Below are 20,706 nucleotides of genomic sequence, written 5' to 3' on the forward strand. Positions count from 1 at the left end.
AAATCTTCATCCCCTTTACAAATGGCACTTCCGCAAAATGATAAACTAATCCTGCATACGCTCCAGCGCATAATCTGCTTCTTCGGCAGTCAGTTCGCCCGCTTTTAATTGTCTGAGAAGCTCTTTTACTCTCTCGTTCTTTCCATTGGAATCCGCTGTTGCACGAGTCTGTGCCTCCGCGGAAAACGTTTCTTTTTTACGAATGGTTACATCCTTCAAACCTGCAAGTCTTTCTCCTTGTTCATTAAGCAGCTGAATATCGTAAATAAGCTCGGATTGACCTTTTTGGCCTGTTTTACGCGCATAAGCCCAGCATTCTGCTGAAACTTTTTTCCGAATCGTAATCTCTCCTATTGAAAAAGGAACATAAACAGATGCCTCTTCTCTTCCGTCCGTAATCCCGAACAAAGATTGCAGAGCCCCATCAATTAAAGACGGATGCAATGTATAATTTTCAAGAGCATATGCGGCTTCTTTTGGCAGCAATAAGTGTGCAACCGCTTCTGTTTTTCCGCCCCATAAACGTTGAATCGGCTGAAAAGCGCGCCCATACAGGAACCCGTTTTCCCGAAAATACTTGTAACATTCATCTTGTTCACGGACAAAAGCACTTCTGTTTATCATCTCTTGTCTGTCGATATTCTCTATATCATCATCACCGTAATGATGATCATAATCTAATTCCCCCGTCACAAATCCATTCCTTACAGCAGCATCCTCGTCAGATGACATATTAAATAATATTTTGCCGTCTTTTACGGAAACGTGAGTGTAAATGGTCAGGCTCTCTTGCAAAAGCATGGCCGGTCTTGCAAATATCACGTTTTTTAAACGAGTGACCTCTTTCTTTCGATATGACCGCGTTCCCGCTGCGCATGCCATTTCAAGAAAAGCAGCTGCCGGGAGAATGCTCTTGTTTTTTACGATGTGGTCTTTTAACCAAATCTCTTTTTCTCTTAATGTCGTTTTAAAAAACTGCTGTTCCAGAGTAGATTCATTCGAATCCAGAAGCGGGTGCAGTGAAGACTGCTGCGGCAATATTTCCGGAAATATTGCGCTTTGATTTCGAGGCACCCAGTAAGACTCCTCAGCAAATGGATATAAAGGAAGCTTGACCTTTTGCGGGGTATACTCTTCATATAACTCTCTCCATTGAATATCAGCCCCGAAAGACCATAATTTTGCTAGAAGATTCAAGTCCTTTGTCTCCATCATCGCTTCGAGGAATTTATCTTTCATCTTTTGATCATGAAAGATAAAGACTTTATCAAAATCTTTTGTAACATTGCCTTTGTATACGCCCTCTCCAATTGTTCCTTCAGTACAGAAAGTTCTCAGCTTCTCCTTAAGTTCCGGCAAATCGGAAGCTACAACAGCAAGTCTGTCTTCCATAGGCTCCCTGCATGTCTGCAATGTAAAAGCGATATCAGCTGCCGAGGCTGTTGTCTCCCGCTCTGTGAATTGCAGAAGGCGCCGGGCGTATTCTTTCAGTCTGTCTTCATTTTTGGCAGAAAGAACTGCGGCAAACGGACCGCTTATTGTTTGTGTGTCCGCATGGTTTTGATATTCCTCCACAATGACATGGGCATTTGCTCCTCCCGCTCCGAACGAACTGATTGCTGCTCTCCTGTTAGAGGCGCCTGATTCTTTCCGCCACTCTTCTTCTTTCTGCTGAACGTAAAAAGGCGTCTTTTCAAATCGAATATTTTGGTTCAGCTGTTCCGAGTGAATGGATGGCGCCAACTTCTGATGCTTAAATTGTAAAAGAACTTTTGTAAGGGCTGCTATACCTGCGGCAGACTCCAAATGTCCGATATTAGACTTCACTGAACCTATGGCACAAAATTGTTTATCATCCGTAAATTTCTCAAAAGCTTTTGTCAATCCTGCGATCTCAATCGGATCTCCGAGCGAGGTACCCGTTCCGTGTGCTTCCAAGTAGCTGACGGATCGCGGACTGATGCCCGATTTCTTGAAATTTTCAGCAATCAGCTCAGCTTGTGCATTCGGATTCGGAACCGTAAATCCATTGGTTTTTCCGCCATGATTTACAGATGTTCCTTTAATCACTCCGTATATATGATCCTGATCAGCAATTGCTTTTTCCAGAGGTTTCAACAGAACGGCTCCCGAACCTTCTCCCGGGACATAGCCGTCTCCGCCCTCTCCGAAACTTCTGCACAATCCTTCGGTGGAAACAAAATTACCTTGACTCAGCCAAAGGTATTTGCTGGGGTGTATTGATACATTAACGCCGCCTGCAAGCGCAATTTCACTTTCCCCTCTTTTAATACTCTCACATGCCAAGTGAATGGCCGTCAGCGATGATGAACACATCGTATCCAGTGCAATGCTCGGGCCGGAGAGATTAAAAAAGTATGAAACCCTGTTGGCAATAGATGAAAAGAAGGAACTGAGCGCAATCGGATTGCCCCGCGCAGTTTCTTCTGCGCCGAATAATTGATATTGTCCGTACATGGCTCCGACAAATACACCGGCTTTCATACCGTTAAGCTTCTCTTTTGTATATCCTGAATCTTCAAACGTATGCCAGGAGGTTTCGAGAAAAATTCGCTCCTGAGGGTCCATCAGCTCAGCTTCTTTATGAGAAATGTGGAAAAACAGCGGATCGAATTGATCAACACCGCTGATAAAACCGCCCCACTTACTGTTGATTTTCCCCTTCTCCATTCTGTCGGGACTGTAATTCGATCTGAAATCCCAACGTTCCTCGGGGATTTCAATAATACAGTTTTTCCCTCCGGCAATGTTTTCCCAGAACTCCTCAAGAGTATCGGAATTCGGATATCTTCCGCTCACACCGATAATGGCAATATCCTCCCCCGGCTGATCCATGCTCGGTGCAGATGTATCCTTCTGCTGCCGGTGCTGTTTTTTACTCGGATTTTCTCTTTTCTTCTGCACTCTTGTTACCGGAGCTGCCCCTGCGGCCTTAAGCACTTTTTCTTTAAAAGATGTTAGGAAGAAGTTTGAAAGCTCTTCAATGTTCTGATATTCAAAAAAGATTGTTTTCGGAAGATCCCCGAAAGTATCTTCAAGCTTTGCAATAAGTGACATGATCATAAGTGAGTTGATTCCGAACTTCTCAAAAGAGTCTTTCGCATTTATTTTATGAGCTTGGATTTTCAAGACACCGCTGATGATCTTGATTAAATAGTCATTGACTTTTTCTTTCGCAGCATATTCCGCTTCTTCATCGTGTTCCGCCGTGAGTGTATCTTGATCTGCTGCAGCTGTATTTCTTTGAATCGAAAGCGCCTTTATCATTTTATCCCGCTCACCTTCTGCAGGCATTAAGCTGGTAAATGCAGACCGCAGCATTTTCAGAAACGCTTCCAGAACAGAGGAAGCTCGCATCGGAGTCATTCCGTATTTTTCTTTTATTTGAACGATTCCACTGCTGTCGAGACTCATTCCGCCATCTTTCAATAACGGCCAATTGATTGATAGTGTTTTTCCGTTTCGAGAGAGCTGGGATCGAAGCATTGCAAAACTGTCCATAAAATGATTTGCGTACGCATAGTCACTTTGGCCGGCATTTCCGTAAGCGGAAAAAGAAGAAAAGAGAACAAAAAAATCAAGATCTTCGTCTTTTGTCAGCTCATCCAGCCAGATTGTCCCGTAAACTTTCGGTTTCAGTACGTCCGTAAAATCACTGAGACTTTTATTTACAAGAAATGAATCACGAAGGATGCCGGCAGCATGGATGATCCCGTTTATGCTGCCGTACCGCTCTTTAACGCCGAAAATGAATCGCTCTGCCTCTGTTCGATCTGTTATGTCCGTCCGCTGATATTCAACAATAGAGCCGCTCTCATTAAGCTTACTGATCCGTTCTTTTTGATCAGCTGTTAAAAAAGAACGGCCTGTAAGTATAATCACGGCTTGGTTTTCATTAGCGATGTGTTCCGCAAACAGCAGCCCGAGTTTTCCGGCTCCTCCGGTAATGATATATATGCCGCCTTTTTGATACGTTACAGATCCGTTATCGTGTTCCGGAATATCAATAGGCTGCAGTCCTTTCACATAACGGGTATATGAGTCTATTAAAACCTCACATTCATCCGTTTGAATGCGCTGCATTTCACTGATTGCAGCATCCCACATCTCGGAAACCGGAGGATTTATGTCAGAATCCTCGTGGCGTATCTGTATGGTTTTCGCTTTAAGCTTGGAGCTTTCCATGTTTACCGTTTTCACGAACCCTCCGACAGCTTCATGAAACGGCTGATTCAGACCGCTTGTCCAATAAATATGCAATAACGTAACAGGTTCGTTTCTTCGCATTAAAGCTTTTGATAATAAAAAGAGCGAGTTTATCCCTCTGCGAAGAGTTTCATTAACAGATTCTTCAGTGAATTCTCTGATTTCTCTATTCCATAAATAAAGCACGACATCAGGTGTAAATCCGTTTTCAGCCAAATCAGACAGCAGCATTTCGACATGATGTTCATCAGAAGGATTGATTGTGCATCTATTCCGTTCAATTCTGTAATCAGAATCGGGCGTTACAAGAATGACACGGTTATGTTCTCCATTCATCATCTCGGCATGCTGAAAAAGACGGTTATCCTGATCAAAAATCAGCATATTCCCCGGTGCCTGCTGATTCGGCATATCAATGTGATTTGTCCTGACCCAATCGGTCTTAAAAAAAATGGTTGGGGACGGAGCTTGTGATTCCGGCTCCGCCTTTTTTTCCATTTGTTGTTTTCTGTAAGTACGAATTAGCTCCAGTCCTGCATCAGGAGACATTTGCTGTTCTTCAATTAAGGAAAGTATTTGTTTGATCTGCACTATTTTCCCTCCAGCAGCTGATAAACTTGGTCAGCAGAAAGTTCACCGTTTTTCAATTGTTCCAATAAGAAGAGAATTTCCTGATCTTCATTTTTATGACCTGCGGTTAATTCTCCCCCGGTCACTTTTCTGACAGAGAAGTCTTTCATGCTCACGGCTACTTCGCCGCTCTCGTTAATAAAATCAATGTTATACGTATAAAAACCGGTTTCTCTCACCGAAACATGGCATCGGGCAGTAAGCGCTCTCTTAATGTGAAGCTCTCTAAGTGAATAAGGAACAAATAAGCCGTCTTCCTCATTTTCTCTTAACAAAAATGCCGCCGCTTGAAAACCGCCGTCAATTAATGAAGGATGGAGTGTAAAATGTGAAAACCCGTTCGTTAAATGATCCGGAAGCTCCAATTCTGCCATTAACTCCACATCACCGCGATATACGGCTTTCAACGTTTGAAAACCGCTCTGATATGTCAGGCCCATACCACTGAAGCGGTGATAACACTCTTTCCGGCTTATGACCGTTTTACTGCTGCGTATGAACTGATCAATATCGACATACTCAGGATTGCTGTTTATGTCTCCGAATACTGTTTCACATTGTGTGCAGATTTGCTGCACGCCATCCGGGCCCTCTTTACATATCGTTACGTTCAACTTATCTTGTTTCATTTCCAAGCCGGTATAAATGTGCAGCGTTTTTCCTTTATATAATATAGGTCTGTTCCACATCACGTCTTTTATTTTATATACTTTACTTTCTCCGCTTATTTCCGCACAAACTAGAGCCATTTCAAGCGAAGCGGCTCCCGGCAACACACAGTCTCCTGAAACAAGGTGATCAGTGACGAAAAATTCAGTTCCGGAAATAACAGTTTTAAATGCTTGTTTCTTTAATGTTGAGACATTCTCGCTGATTAATGGGTGAAGACTTTTGCTATTAACCTCGCTTTTGTTCTTTTTCGGAGTAAACCAATAACTCTCTTTTGCAAACGGATAAGACGGCAGCGGCACTCTATTCAATTTCTCATTGCCGATGGTCTTCCATTCAAACTCGGCTCCATTGGCCCACCATTGTGCGAGCAGCTCCTCTTTTCCGCTTTGAAGAGCCTCCTGAATCATATATTCAGAAACAGCTGCGCGCTCTTCAGTGTTTTCGCTTATAAATACGCCATTTTGCACCTTGCTTTTATCAAGAAAGCTGACGTATTTATCTCTCAGCTCAGCCAGACTCACTGCACATACGGCAATTCTCTCGTTCATTGCTTCCCGGCCGTTTTGCAATGTAAATTCCATGTCACTGGCATTAACGGTCATGTCACCGGCAATCACGCGATCCAAGTACTGAACCATAAGCCGGATATACTCAAGTAATTGATCTTTGGTTTTCGCAGATAAAACAAAAATGTGTGTTTTACCGTTGTTTTCCGGTACTTCTTTTTGAGGTTCCCTATATTCCTCTAAAACAATATGTGCGTTCACACCGCCGAATCCGAATGAGCTGACACCTGCTCTCCTCGGCAGATCGTTGTTCTCTTCATCTTTTATCGGATTCCACTTTTGAGCGGTTTCTGTGATATAAAATGGCGTATTTTCCATTTTGATGTATGGATTGAGTTCTGAAAAATGGGCGAGTCCCGGAAGTTTGCGATATTTAAAAGCCAGTAACACTTTCAGCACTCCGGCTATTCCGGCAGCGGTTTCGAGATGGCCGATGTTTGTTTTCACAGACCCGATTCCGCAGCTTTTCTGTTTCTCAAAAGGAATGTCCCATTCTTGATATAACGTATTAAAAGCCTTTATGATACTGTTTACTTCAATCGGATCGCCAAGACTTGTCCCTGTGCCATGCGCTTCTATATATCCCGCAGTGGCGGGACTGACCCCCGCCTTCCGCCAAGCTTCGGTTAATAAGTCCGCCTGTGCGTTCGGATTCGGAGCTGTCAAAGAATTGGCGCGGCCGCCGTGATTTACAGCTGACCCTTTAATCAAACCATAAATATGATCACCGTCTGCCTGTGCTTTGCTGAGCGGCTTAAGCAGTACTGCGGCCGCCCCTTCACTCCTTACATAGCCGTCAGCGCTTTTATCAAACGTTTTGCACTTTCCGTCTTTGGAAAGCATACCTGCTTTATCAAAAGCTATAAACAGAGTAGGGCTTGTCATAACATGCACTCCGCCTGCAATCGCCATTTCAAAATCGCCTCTTTGAATCCCCTCAGCCGCACGATGGAGTGCAACTAACGAACTTGAACAGGCAGTGTCAACCGGTTCGCTCGGACCCGTCAGGTTCAGCTGGTAAGAAATACGGTTAGCCAATATACAATGATTTAAACCGGTTGCGGTCTGCGCCTGAACAGAGACGCCATTTTCATTGAGACGTTCCGCATAGTCCGTTGTGGCGACCCCAGCAAACACCGCGGTTTTCGTCCCTGCCAGATCTGACGGCTTATAGCCCGCATCTTCTATTGTTTTCCATACAGTCTCCATAAAAATTCTTTGCTGGGGATCCATTAATTCTGCTTCGGCGGGAGAAATCCCGAAAAACAACGGATCAAAACTGTCCGCGCCTTTGATAAATCCGCCTTTTTTTATTTTTGTTCTATTGACGTCCCTGATCGGATCGCCGTCAAACTCTTTCCAGTCCCAACGGTCTTCAGGAATGTCTGTAATCATATCCCGCCCTTTTTCAATTCCTTCCCAAAAGTCTTCCAGCGTATCTGTTTGGGGGAAACGGCCGCTTATTCCCACTATTGCAACCGGCTCATTCATATGTCTTTCCTCTTGCCTGGTTTTGTTTTCAGGCTCAGGGGAATGTTCATAGGATTCCGGCGGAGGCGTGCTGTACAATGTTTTTTCGTCTGGTGCAGAAAAAGGTTCTGTCTCAGCAAAAAGGATTTCTCCGTATTGCTCGATTACATAATCAGTCAGTTCAGCCAGTGAATTGCATTCAAAGAAAATGGACGGCAATAATTCCGTACCATATTGTTGATTGATTTCATTTCCGAGTCTGGTAAACGTAATAGAATCAAATCCGTACTCGCCGAATGAAGTCTCTTCTTCCATTTCCTTTCTGTCAATCTTTAAAATACTGGACATCATCTTTGCGATGCCCTCAATCAGATTTTCTCTCCTGTCTTTCGCCGCAGATTCATCTGAAGAAAAAGATCCGCAGAGATGAAGCTCTTCGGAATACTCACTCTTTAAAAACTCAAGAAGTTCATTAAAATCAGTAAGACCGAAAAAATCTGACGGCATCATTGATATTCCTAATGTTTCGTTTAATTCGTTGCCCAGCATTGTAAACATAATTGAATCAAATCCGTATTCACTTATCGGCAGTTCAAAATCAAATTCCCGTTCTTCAATTTTTAATACGCCGGTGATGATGCGCGTCAAAGTGCTTTTTAAAGATTCAGTTATTGACAGCTCTTTCGGTTCGTGATTTTCGTCGGCGATTGCCGGGTCACTTTTTCCGCTGTCAATCGTTATCATTCGTTCCAGCTTTAATTCATTACCGCTAAATACCATTATTTGATGTTCACACCCTGTCATTGCTTGATCAAATGCTGCAAGGCCTTCCCGTTTTCCCAGAGGCAGCATTCCGAAACGGTCATAAAGGAACTTCTCTGAATGAATGTCAATTTGCATACCGCCTTCTTTCCATAAAGGCCAATTAATCGAGACTGTTTTTCCAGGTTTATTTTCCGCCGCTCTCATTTCCGCAAAGTAATCCATAAACCGGTTTGCATAAGCATAATCAGTTTGTCCGGCATTCCCGATTATTGCGCTGATAGATGAAAACATAACAAAAAAGTCCAGAGGTTCTCTGTCTGTATACCGGTCAAGCCATATCGTTCCGTAAACCTTGCTGGCCAGGACTGAATCGAGATCCTCTTCACGCTTATTGATGAGTAATGAATCTTTTATCACACCGGCGCTGTGAATAACTCCTTTAACAGGACCTAATTTGTTTTTGACGAGTTTTATCAGGTTGTTGACATTTTCCTTATCAGAAATATCGGTTCTTACATAAAAAACTTCTGATCCGTTTTTTTCGAGCTCTTTTACATTGCTTACGGCTTCCTCAGAAAGCTCTGACCTGCCGATAAGCACAAGCTTTATTCTCCCTTTTCGCACAAGATGTCTGGCAAAAATCAGGCCCAGGCCGCCTGTTCCTCCTGTAATAAGGTAAACTCCCCCTTCTTTTACTTCCATCTTTTTGGGGGGCTCTGCCCTTTCAATTTCTGCAGAGTGTTTCACCTGCCTGATTCCATCTCTGTATCTGATCTCTGAAGCATCATCGCTGATGACTGTTTCTTTCACAAGGTTTTTTAATTCAGGCAGACCGGTGTTCAGCTGTAACTGAATTTCATCGCTGTGTATTTCAATATTTTTACCGGACAACATTGGATGTTCTAAATGAAGCGACCTAAAAAAGCCGCTGATTGCCATTTGATAAGGTAAGATTTGATTGTTCCTTGTGAAAAATACATGTGATATCAGAATTTTATGTCTTGGGATTGTTGCTAACAGAGCTTTCGTTACATTGAAAACCGGCAAAACAGCCTCTTCCAGCTTTTCATGAATGTTATGCTCAATTCCCGTTTCAGGGCTCATCCCGATTAAAATGACGCGGTCAATTGTCACTTGTCTTTCTTTAAGAATCGCCAGCAATTTCTTATAGCCTTCAAGTTTGACGCTGTTCAATTCAAAGGAATCAGCTTCTTTTTCTTGAAAACTTCCGCCATGGCGGACAAAGATCATGTTCAGGCCGATATCTTTATATGCCTGGCGGATAAGCGTTTCTGATATATCCTGACGGAGTGAAATTACAAGGCAGCTGTTTAAACCGCTGCCTTCAGGCTGATGAAGCATAGGGGCCCGCTTCCACATATCAGTGTAATACTTAGCTGAATGCCGCTCATTTTGAGTCTGCGGTGCAGCCCTTAATGCCTTCAACGCTAAGTTTTTTATTTTAAGACTTACAGATCCGTGTTCATCCATAAATAGTATATGAAACCTTTTGACATCATCATGTTGTCTTTCATCGGCAGCTGTAATGTAAGCATAGCCGCTTGCCGAAGGTGGTTGAAGAATTTCCAGCTCACCTAATTCAAAAGGCAAATATGCGGTGTGATCGTCTTCCTGAGCGGACGTAAACCCGATTGTGGATTGAAAAATGCCATCCAATAAACACGGTTCCAGCAGCCCGCCGGATTTTTTATCAATGCTCTCAGGAAGTGATATTCGTGCAAGAACAGCATTTTCATGGATAAACAGCTGTTTTATTACCTGAAAGCCGGCTCCATAGTCCAAACCGCTCTGCCGGAAGTTCCTATAACACTCAGCGCCGCTGATTAATCTTTTCTGTCCGGTTAACCAGCTGTCCAATTTAAAATGCTCTGTATGAGAGGCGTCTTTATCTCCGCATGTGATAATGTTTCCTTGGCAATGAACTGCCGCTTCAGATTGCATATCGGTTTTCACCACAAATCTGCCGTCTTTTTGATTCGGCAGCAGATCTATCATTATCGTCTTTTCTTTTTCAACGGTTATCGGAACCGCCCATACAACCTGACTCAGTTTTATGACTGATTTTCCGTACAGCCTCTCTCCCGCTTCTCTGGCCGCTTCGATGATTGCCGCTCCGGGCAGAACCATATTCCCATGCACAACATGGTCTTTTAAATAATATTCAGAATCTGAAAGCGTTTTATAAAATCGGCACTCACCTGCAGAAAAATCAAATAAAGGAGCTGTACCGGCTGCTGATGTTGTTTGCGCCTTATTTGACACCCACAGTCTGTTTTTTAAGAAAGGGTATGTCGGCAGCGCAATTTTTGCCGGTTTTCTGCCGGTGCGGAAATCTTCCCAGCTTAAATTCCCTCCCGATACCCAGAATTCAGCCATTTCGGCTAATGTGGTTCTGCCGGATTTGAGCGGAAGATCCGATTGCCGCTGTCCGCGTTTATGATTCGGTTTTTTCCCTCTGAATATTTCGTGATCGTCAATTCCATTATAAAAGTGATTTAATTTCAACATCAGGTCATCGATATTTTTCGAAATGACAGCAAGCCTTTCCGGCATGGCTTCCCGCCCTTCAAGAAGGGTATATGCAATATCAGAAAGGTGAAGCGGCTTATTTGTTCCCGCCGGCTGTAAACACTCGCCCTGCTTATGACGAGCCTTTTGAAGATATTCCTCCAGCTGTTTTGCTGATTCCCGTAAACTCAGTGAATGCTTGGCTGAGAGTACGATAAGTTCTTCACTTTCCTCACGCCCCGTTTGACAGTCAGCAGCAGACTCATACTCTTCCACAAGGATATGAGCATTTGCCCCGCCCGCTCCGAAAGAACTTAATCCCGCACGCCGCGGATATTTGCTGTCAGAATGTTTTTCATTCGCGGGTTTTATCCAGTCGGCGGTTTCCCGCTGAAGACAAAAAGGTGTCTCTTCCAGATAAAGATCCGGATGCACCCGTTCAGCATGCAGTGTTGCGGCTATTTTTTTATACTTCATTTGTAAAATAATCTTTGTCAGGCCGGCAATTCCCGCGGCCGCTTCGAGATGACCGATGTTAGATTTAATCGATCCGAGAGAGCAATATGAAACATCTTCGGTATAAGCTCTGAACGCCTTGGTCAGACCTCGGACTTCAATCGGGTCACCCAGCGGCGTTCCCGTGCCGTGGGCTTCAATAAAGCTGACACTTCTGGCGCTCCAACCGGCCGCTTTAAGAGCTCCTTGAATTAAATCCGCCTGTGCGGCAGGATTAGGCACCGTATAGCCATTCGTCTTTCCGCCATGGTTAATTGCCGTTCCTTTTATGACGGCGTACACAGTATCATTATCACGTATGGCATCTTTAAGCGGTTTAAGAATAACGGCCCCGACACCTTCTCCGGGCACGAAACCGTCGCCGCCTTCTCCAAAACTTCTGCATTTTCCCGATTTTGAAAGCATTCCCATCTGACACCGGTATAAATAGTCAGAAGGATGAAGATACAAATTTACTCCTCCCGCAACCGCAACCGAGCACTCACCTTTTTTTAAACTTTGGCAAGCCATGTGAATTGCCGTTAAGGATGAAGAGCAAGCCGTATCTACAGGGATACTGGGACCCGTAAAATCAAATGTGTAAGACACTCTGTTCGCGAGAGACCACGGGAACGAATTTGGAAGTACATCGTTTTTGTCCGTCGGTATTCTTTCGCCGAGCAGCTTGTAAGAATTGGTTGTAACTCCCGCAAATACACCGACATGTTTTTCGGTCTGCTTTCTCAACCCTTCAATGGTATATCCCGAATCTTCAAATGCTTTCCATACGGTTTCGAGAAATATTCGTTCCTGAGGATCCATCGCTTCTGCTTCTCTCGGCGATATTTGGAAAAACAAAGAATCAAATGATTCAGCATTCTTTAAAAATCCGCCCCATTTGCAATAAATTTTTCCCTCATGCGCTTTAGCGGGGTCTGGATCATAGTAGGTCTCATAATTCCATCGTTCTTTCGGAATTTCTGTGATTGCGGTTCTCTCTTTTGATAGAAGATCCCACAATTCTTCGATATTTTCAGCCCCGGGATAACGGCCGCTGATACCGATTACCGCTATCCCGTCAAGATGTTCTTTTTCCTCCGCCGCAGGTGCAGTGATGTTTTGTTCCGGCCTGGCGGGGGTAATGCTCTGAATCTGTTTTCCTTTTTCCTCCCGTGAAAATAAACGCCCCAGCCGATCCGGGTATTCCTTTACAAGATGATCTGCTAAATCTCTGATTGTATGAAATTCAAATAAAAGCGTTTTCGAAATTGCTCCCAGTGACTGCTCCAGCTTTGTGTTGCATTGATGAATCATAACCGAATCCATTCCATATTCAGCCAGATGCACATCTTGATCGATCTCTTCCCGTTCTGCACCGACCTCAGAGGAGATGATATTGGTTAAAAACAAAACTGTCTGATCCAAAATATCGCCTTGAGCCAAAGGAACGGCACTGCCTGTCTCTGTTTCGTCCGTCAAAAATCTCTGCTGCATAAATTGTTCAAAGCGTTCGTGATCACCGCAAACTGCAATATTATGCAGCTGACCCGAAGTTACAATCCGCGAAAACCATTGCGTTCCGTCTTCAGCAGGAAGTTCTTCGAGCCCTGAACCATGAAAAAGAGACGTCCGCCCTTGACCTGACAGGTTCGCCCCCATTCCGATGTCTTGCCATAAAGGCCAATTGATTGTCAGGGTGCGGCCGCTGCGCAGAGAATTTTGCCGTTTCTGTTCCCGATATTCGGCGAAATGATCTAAAAAGCCGTTTGCATATGCATAATCACACTGTCCTTCGTTCCCTGCAATAGAGACGACTGAAGAAAAAACGGCGAAAAAATCCAATTCGAGCGACTTCGTTGCATGATCAAGATTCAATGCGCCATGAACTTTCGGAGCAATCACCTCTGAAAGTTCATGCTTTGTTTTTCGAAAAAGCAGCGAGTCTCTGATAACTCCTGCACAATGAATGACGCCATGAAGACCTGCATGCTGATCGGTAATACCGTCAATCATTTTTTTTACCGCTTCTTTATCGGATATATTCGCCTGTATATAATAAACCTTGGCTTTAAAGCTGTTCAGGTATTCTAAATGTTTCTGCTTATCTCCGTTTAAAACAGATCGCCCCGATAGGATAATGGTGGATCTTTCAGTTTTCGCGCAATATTCAGCGATTTTACTGCCAATCCCCCCAAATCCCCCTGTAATTAAATATACTTTATCTTTTTCAGGGTATTGAATGGTCTTTCTGTTTGTTTCTCTCTGCTTCTCTAACATCCGTGCATATCTTACGCAGCCTCTGTAAGTGATATGAATATGCCGATCAGGCGCTGTGTTTATTTCTTTATAAAGAATGTCAGCCTTCTCTGAACATGAAACGGATGCAGAATCATGTTCAAAGCAAACCGTCTTACAATGCAGCTGCGGGTACTCTTGTTTTACCGATTTTAAAAAACCGTTCACACCTTCAAAATACGGCAATTTTTCTTTTTGATCTGCGCTGAATGTATAAATGAACGTTACTTTGTTTATAAGGTTCTCGCTGATTAAAGCCTTAGTCAGATAAAACACAGAATAAATTCCTGATGCGAGTGTTTCTTCCAGTTCAGGCTGTTTTTCAGACCAAGTATGCAAAATTGCATCGGGCGCTGCGCCTTTTTCCTTTAACAGACGAATGACACCTTGATAATCTTCGGGACACTGCCTGTTGATGGTGAAAACACTGTCGCTTATCTGCTCTAAACGGTCACCGGGCATAATAAGATATGCGGACGTATTCTCTCTTTTTTTCAGCTCTTCAAAATAGTCTTTATTCCCGGAGAACAACAAAATAGTACAGGCTTGTCCGCTGCCCGCTTCATTCTCAAGTGCGGCTTCTTTCCATACCGGCGTATAAAGTGCCTGATTCTTCTTTTCTGAAAAAGCCGCGTCTGATTTTACCGGCTGAGGGTTTAAAGAAAATTGAGAGCGCTCAAACGGATAAGGCGGAAGCGGGGCTTTTCTTTTATGATAATCACCTAGTTTCGCCCATTCAATCTCTTCTCCTGAAAGCCACATTTGCATAAATGAATGATAAAGAGCCTCATCGGCTGGTTTGTCCGCTTCAAAAGCAGCCGCTTTGTTTAGTTTTGCTGATGGAGGGAGCGATCCGAATTGAAAAACTGAAAAATCAGAGATATTCACATCCGGCTCCGTTCCCTTTTCTTCCGTGTGAAGCGGCATATGGTCAGCTATCTCCTGAGACACGGCATCCACTTGATTGTATTCTGTCATCAGCGGAAAACGGGCCTTATCATAAAAACCTGACGGATGCTCATTCATACAAGCAACAGCCTGTTTAATTCCGTCTTGCTTTTTCAATAACATGCTCAGAAAAAGTTCTTTAGACAAGATTCCTTCATCCAGTAAATTTAATATTTCCAGAACATAATCATTATCAAAGAATCCATCATAATCTGTTAAATCCCATCTCTTATACAGTCTTCTCATAGAGGCAAGGATAGCCATGATCGCCGCTTCCTCTTCAGCCGGCAATGCGTTTCTTTTATCCGCCGTGCGATTCACAATATAAGATAAAATCTCGATTTCCTGAGTCTTTCCCGCTTTATCCCACTCTTCTAAAAACCCTTTAAACGTATATTGGTGCTCAAGAAGCAGCCGTGTTTTCCCGTACAGGCGGTCTGTAAAATCAGCCGGGAAGCTCAGACCGTTCAGCAGCATCCTTACATATTCTTCATTTAATCGAACCGGCGGGTACGTTTTTGAAGTGTACGGATTGACAAATGGAATGGACGGCGGCTCGCAGGATAAGTGCGAAGGTTTTTCAGCGCCTGTGATGACAGAAATGGCCTTTTCAATTTTGATGATATCCGCTGCTGCAAGAGCGACGTAATATCCGTCTCCGGCGCCTGTAATGAGACTTGGCTTAAAACCGGATGCCAGGATACTTTTTATGATTTCCGTATTGATAACTAAAGAATACAAGCGGATTTTCTCAGGCGTCCATTTTCTTTTAAATGAACTGTGCAATGCTGGTATACCCTTCAGCACCGACCTTACGTTCTTTTCTAGATCAGGGAACACGCGTTTCAAAACGGCAAATTGTTTATAACTTTCCCATTTGAAGTCACCGATGGCAAGCGCCCATTCAGAATCATGTTTCCTCCGAAAACTTAATCCCTCTTTAAGCTGATTTTTAAATTCCTCCTTGCTGCCTGCCAATAAACCCGCCCTGTAATCAAACGATGTCCTTGTTAAAAGGGTGCTGCTGATCGCTTCATTTGATATTTTGCAAAATTCCTCAGAATCGTCAGAAAAGGTTCTCCAATTATGTATCATTTGTTTCATGCTTTCTTCACTTTTAGCGGAAAAAAGGAAGGGAACCCTTCCCTTTCTGTCAGTTTCGTCATTTGTATGTATAAATTCTTCGATGATGACGTGAGAGTTAACACCCCCAAAACCGAAGGAGCTGATTCCCGCCCTGAGCGGCCCCCCGTCTGCCGCCTTCCAATCACTTGAATCAAGCGCCGGCCTAAACGGTGTTTTTTCAAACTGTATAATTGGATTTACCGTATGTACATTCAGGCTTTTCGGCACCCTCCGATGTTTCATCATCATTAGAACTTTTATCAATCCGGCCATTCCCGCCGCTGCTTCTGTATGACCGATATTTGTTTTCACACTTCCGATTCTGCAATATTGAGTATCCTCAGTATATTGCCGATATGCTTTTGTCAATGCTTCTATTTCTATCGGATCGCCCAGAGATGTACCTGTACCATGTGCTTCTACATAAGAAACCGTCGCAGCATCAACAGCAGCGTTGTGTAAAGCTTCTGAGATGACCCGGCACTGCGCTTCTGCTCTGGGAGCGGTTATGGAACGGGATTTACCGCCATGATTAACAGCCGTCCCTTTTATGATCCCGTATATATGGTGACCGGCTTTTACTGCATCACCAAGGCGCTGCAGCAATACAACGCCTGCCCCTTCTCCGGGAACGTACCCGTTCGCCGCTGCGTCAAAGGTTTTACATTTGCCGTCAGGACTCAGCATTCTGGCTTTAGAAAAAGAAATATATTTTCCGGGTTGGAAATTCAAGTTTACTCCCGATGCAATTGCATAATCGCTTTCTTTTGTCCGCAATGACTTAACCGCTTCATGTAAAGCAACAAGCGACGATGCACAAGCGGCATTTACAGACATGCTTTTTCCGGTCAAACCGAATGTGTATGAAAGCCGGTTGGAGAGCATAGCTTCGAAACTTCCTAAACAGGCGTAACTGTCGATTTCCGATTCATGACCTGTCTGCCGGTAGTCAGAATTCATAATACCCGCAAAAACAGAAGTGGTTTTACGCTGGAGATCCCGCAAAGAGACCCCGGAATCTTCGATGCACCGCCAAGTTTCTTCTAAAAGGATTCTTTGCTCAGGATCCATGTTTTTAGCTTCCCGGGGAGAGATATTAAAAAACTTATGGTCGAAATGGTCAGCTTTATGAATAAAACCTCCCCACTTGCTGATTGTTTTGTTCGGTATACTGATATCAGCTGAGTAATAAAGATCGGGATCCCACCGTTCAATCGGCACTTCCCGGATGGAATCTTTGCCGCTATTTATGTTTTCCCAGAATTCATGATAATGATCTGCATCGGGGAATCTGCAAGCAACCCCGATTATCGCGATATCCGCACTCTGTTTATTCAAGTGAACCATTGGCCTCCACCCGCCCCTTTTTAGTGTAGAAATAACGTATCCAATCTGCGTCTTAGCAGACTTTCGGTCTCATTCATCATTTTTTCACCAATGTCATCGACATGTCTGTTTCTCCATGATTCCAACTCCGTGCCCTTTACCCAATGATTAAAAGCGCCTAAAGACGGGCCGCAATGAACTTGGAAATTCACCTTTTGTTCTTCCTGCCCTTCCAAAGCAAGCAGACATCCTCTCTGCAAATACCACTTAAATAGTAACAGCATCTTATATTTTTGATTGCGCTCCGCTTTTTGGGCCAGGTTCGGCTGTTTTTCCATTATGCTTTCGTAGATTTCATCAAAAGTCTTATTAAAATAAACATTTTCGAGCTGAATCTTTGTCTCTTCATCTATCTCACTCAAAGACTCATGTTGTTGGTAGATTTGAAATAATTTATTTGCCCTGACCGGAAACAGCGTGCCCTTTTTCAGCACCTGAACCTTTGTTCCGAACTCAAACAGAGTCTCCGAAGGCGCATAAGCAGTATCGCATATTTCTGTCTCACTCAGCATTTCTTTAACAAAACCGCTTGTTGCGGCTTCAACTGTACATTGATTAATGGATCCCGTCATAATAAAATCAGCGCCCATTAAAAAAGCAGACGCCGCAGACTCGGGAGTTCCGATTCCTCCCGCGGCCCCGACTCTGATCTTCCTTGCGTATTTATGTGTTTCCATCATTTCATCCCGCAGGTTAACAAAAAACGGTAGCATCGCCGTCAATGAGCCCTGTTCGGTATTACTGCCGCAATCTGCTTCAATAATGATATCGTCTGCTGCCGGAACACGGCTGAGCCACTCCGCCTGCTCTTCCGTCAGCATACCGTGCTGACACATTCTCTTTACGATACTTTGAGGAGGCGGACTCAGAAATGCGGCCGCAACTTCCGGCCGTGAAACTTTGGCAATGATCCGATTATGAGGTATGACCCTGCCGCTTTTGTCCATCTTCAACTGATGCGCTTTGTAATAAATTAATGGCGCGCTGACGGAAAGATACGAAGACGCTTCTATTACCCGTACGTCATGCTTGATATATAAATCTATCAATTCCTTTTCTCTATCTTGATGATCCGGTTCAAATCGCAGATTCATTCCGTAGGGCTGGCCATTTTTGAGTGTCTCCTTAATAGAAATAAGGGCCTGTTCAATTTCCCTTATAGTTAAACCCGCTGTGCCAAAGAACCCCAGCATCCCTTTCTTCCCGAGGCGGATCAGCATTTCAGCGGAAGAGATCCCTCTATGCATCGCACCTGCCAAATACGCGTATGTCAAACCGTAATCTTCTTTGAAAGATTGATCACCCAATCGGGACACCGGTGAAGCCGCAACGCTTTCTATATTTTCGGCCATGAGGCCCTTCTCTTTCCCGCTTTCGGAATTGTCCTTGTTCCCTTCAGAAAACAAGAGACTGTCTTTTGGCGCACTAATATTAAGCGGTTCCTCATCTCTTTGTATGGTTTGAATTAATTTAGTCAGAATGTTTCCGGGACCGATCTCTTCAAACACAGTGACGCCTTGTCCCATTAAGTACCTGATGCTCTCAGTCCATTTCACCGAGTTTGTTATTTGTTCAATTAAATTCCGTTTGATATCTTCTTGTTTATAAGGTCTTGCCGTATAGTTAGAGATGACCGGGAAATTCAATTCAGAAAAATGAAACTCCTCGATAAATTCCGCAAATTCACGCTGTGCACTTTCCATGAAACGAGAATGAAAAGCTCCGCCGACTTGCAATACGATATAAGCTTTCGCCCCTTCTTTTTCAAAAAAAGAGGCTGCACGCTTTATCTCTTCTGCAGCCCCTGCTATCACAATTTGTGAAGATGTATTGTAATTGGCGATATCTATTTGGCCGAATTCATACTTTTGAAGTATTTTTTTTATGTGATGCTCATCCAGTCCGATCACGGCAGCCATTCCGCCCTCGGAAGCCTCACTCATTAACTCGCCTCTTTTAGCAACCAGCCGGAGACCTGTTTCAAAATTAAAAACACCGGCCGCAAAAAGCGCAGTATATTCACCCAGACTATGTCCTGCAACAGCATCAGGGCGAGTATGACCTTCTTTTAAACCCTTTAAATATTGCAGTGCGCTCACTGTATAAATTGCAGGTTGTGTATACTTCGTATCAGTGAGCCTCTCTTTTTCATCTGAAAGGCATAAATCCTTTATGGAGTATCCTAAAATATGATCTGCCTTTTTAATGAGCTCACTGAATTCATCGAATAAGTCTCTGCCCATTCCTTTAAACTGCGCTCCCTGTCCGGGAAAGACGTAAGCAAGCATTTGTTTTCCTCCTTGTTCCGTATTTCTGCCGTTTCTTTTCGTTCCGATTGTGATTTGTTTAACATTTTTCACTTCAATTTTTAAAATTGTCATTTACTCTAAGCACCCGGCACCATTACTTAATAAGCATTACGAAGCAAAATAAAAAAACCTTTATGCCGGATAAAGGTTTAAAAGCAAAAAGCATGTACAAAGATCATATTGCCGCAAATAATAGATAGAATTTTCTGATAATTAAAACCGCATTTTCATTCTGTTTTTTATATATCAATATAATAAAAACATCCCAACGTGCCGAAACAACGATTGGTTTTATGTGAATATTTCCCTAAATAAATACTATACCATGATTTACATGTTGTCAATGGGAAACACACGTATATACCAATTCTTCAGCCGCCATTTACAAGCGGCTGAACTCGGTTGTTATCAGTTCATCAGCCCATGCCGATATGCCTTCACTATACTATTCGCGGAATAATAGTTCTTTCTCTTTGTTGTAGTCTTTAGTAAATTGATTGAACTCATCTGCTTGTTTATGCACTTTTTCGTAAACTGAGTTTACTTTGCCGATTTGCTCTTCCAGCTGCGATAATGTGAGCTTTTTATCTTTAATCAGTTTATAAAGGTCCTGATCAAGTGAAATGGCTTTTTCGTACTTTTTGTACAAAAGATCATAAGATGCATACCTTTTTTCCATTAAAGCGACAGCATGCCCGGCTTTTTCTTTTACTTTCTTATCCTTTATTTCTTGAGAAGTTTTTTTTGCGGATTCAAATGCTTTTTTTGAATCATCAATACTGTCTTTTTCTGCTTTCAGATGTTTTTTTCGCTGATTTGCATTGCTCAGAGCCTGATCAGACAGTGTGACGATTTTCTTGTAATCATCCATATTCAGTTTAACCGCGCTGTCGTAAAGCTTGTGCTCTTTTTTCTCCAATTTTTCCAATGTTTTCTGCTCTTTTTGAAACGGTTTTTCCGCTTGAACGGCTTTTTCCATCGAGTCATGAAGCGATTCAACCGGATCTTTTCCCCCGCAGCCCGCAAGCAGCATACTTGCGGCGCCGAGCGCTCCGATTCCTGCTAATACCTTTTTTTGAATCATATTCACTTAAAATCCCCCAATCTTGACAATTTCCACTATAGAAGCCCGAACGCTTTTTGACAATAGCTGAGCTGTAATTGGCATGACCGGGTAAAAAGATGCTTACGGTGCTGTCAAAGAATACTTGCGTAAAAAATTGAGAAAACAGGGCGGATGACCATACATCTTTTTGGCTTTTACATAGTTTATAGTAGACGCCGGCCCT

Annotated in this window: 4 protein-coding genes; all 4 read right to left on the minus strand. The window is 43.4% G+C overall.

Annotated features, from left to right (window positions below):
• Positions 1–45 precede the first annotated feature (45 nt).
• Positions 46–4,818, minus strand: coding sequence for a type I polyketide synthase (locus C5I45_RS12260; RefSeq protein ID WP_025851446.1), 4,773 nt, complete (start codon positions 4,816–4,818; stop codon positions 46–48).
• Entirely contained in the window at positions 4,818–17,069 is a 12,252-nt protein-coding gene (locus tag C5I45_RS12265) for an SDR family NAD(P)-dependent oxidoreductase (RefSeq protein WP_107994411.1), read from the minus strand. The genes C5I45_RS12260 and C5I45_RS12265 overlap by 1 nt, the downstream gene beginning before the upstream one ends.
• Before the next feature lie 20 nt (positions 17,070–17,089).
• A complete protein-coding gene (gene fabD, locus C5I45_RS12270; protein ID WP_107994412.1) occupies positions 17,090–19,396 on the minus strand; it encodes an ACP S-malonyltransferase in 2,307 nt (768 codons plus the stop codon).
• Between the two features lie 466 nt (positions 19,397–19,862).
• The gene (locus C5I45_RS12280; protein ID WP_032861331.1) at positions 19,863–20,501 is read right to left on the minus strand and encodes a YkyA family protein; all 639 of its coding nucleotides are present in this window, start codon (positions 20,499–20,501) and stop codon (positions 19,863–19,865) included.
• Positions 20,502–20,706: the final 205 nt, after the last annotated feature.

Origin of the sequence: Bacillus sp. ZY-1-1, assembly GCF_003047165.1 — a bacterium.
Taxonomy (GTDB): domain Bacteria; phylum Bacillota; class Bacilli; order Bacillales; family Bacillaceae; genus Bacillus; species Bacillus velezensis.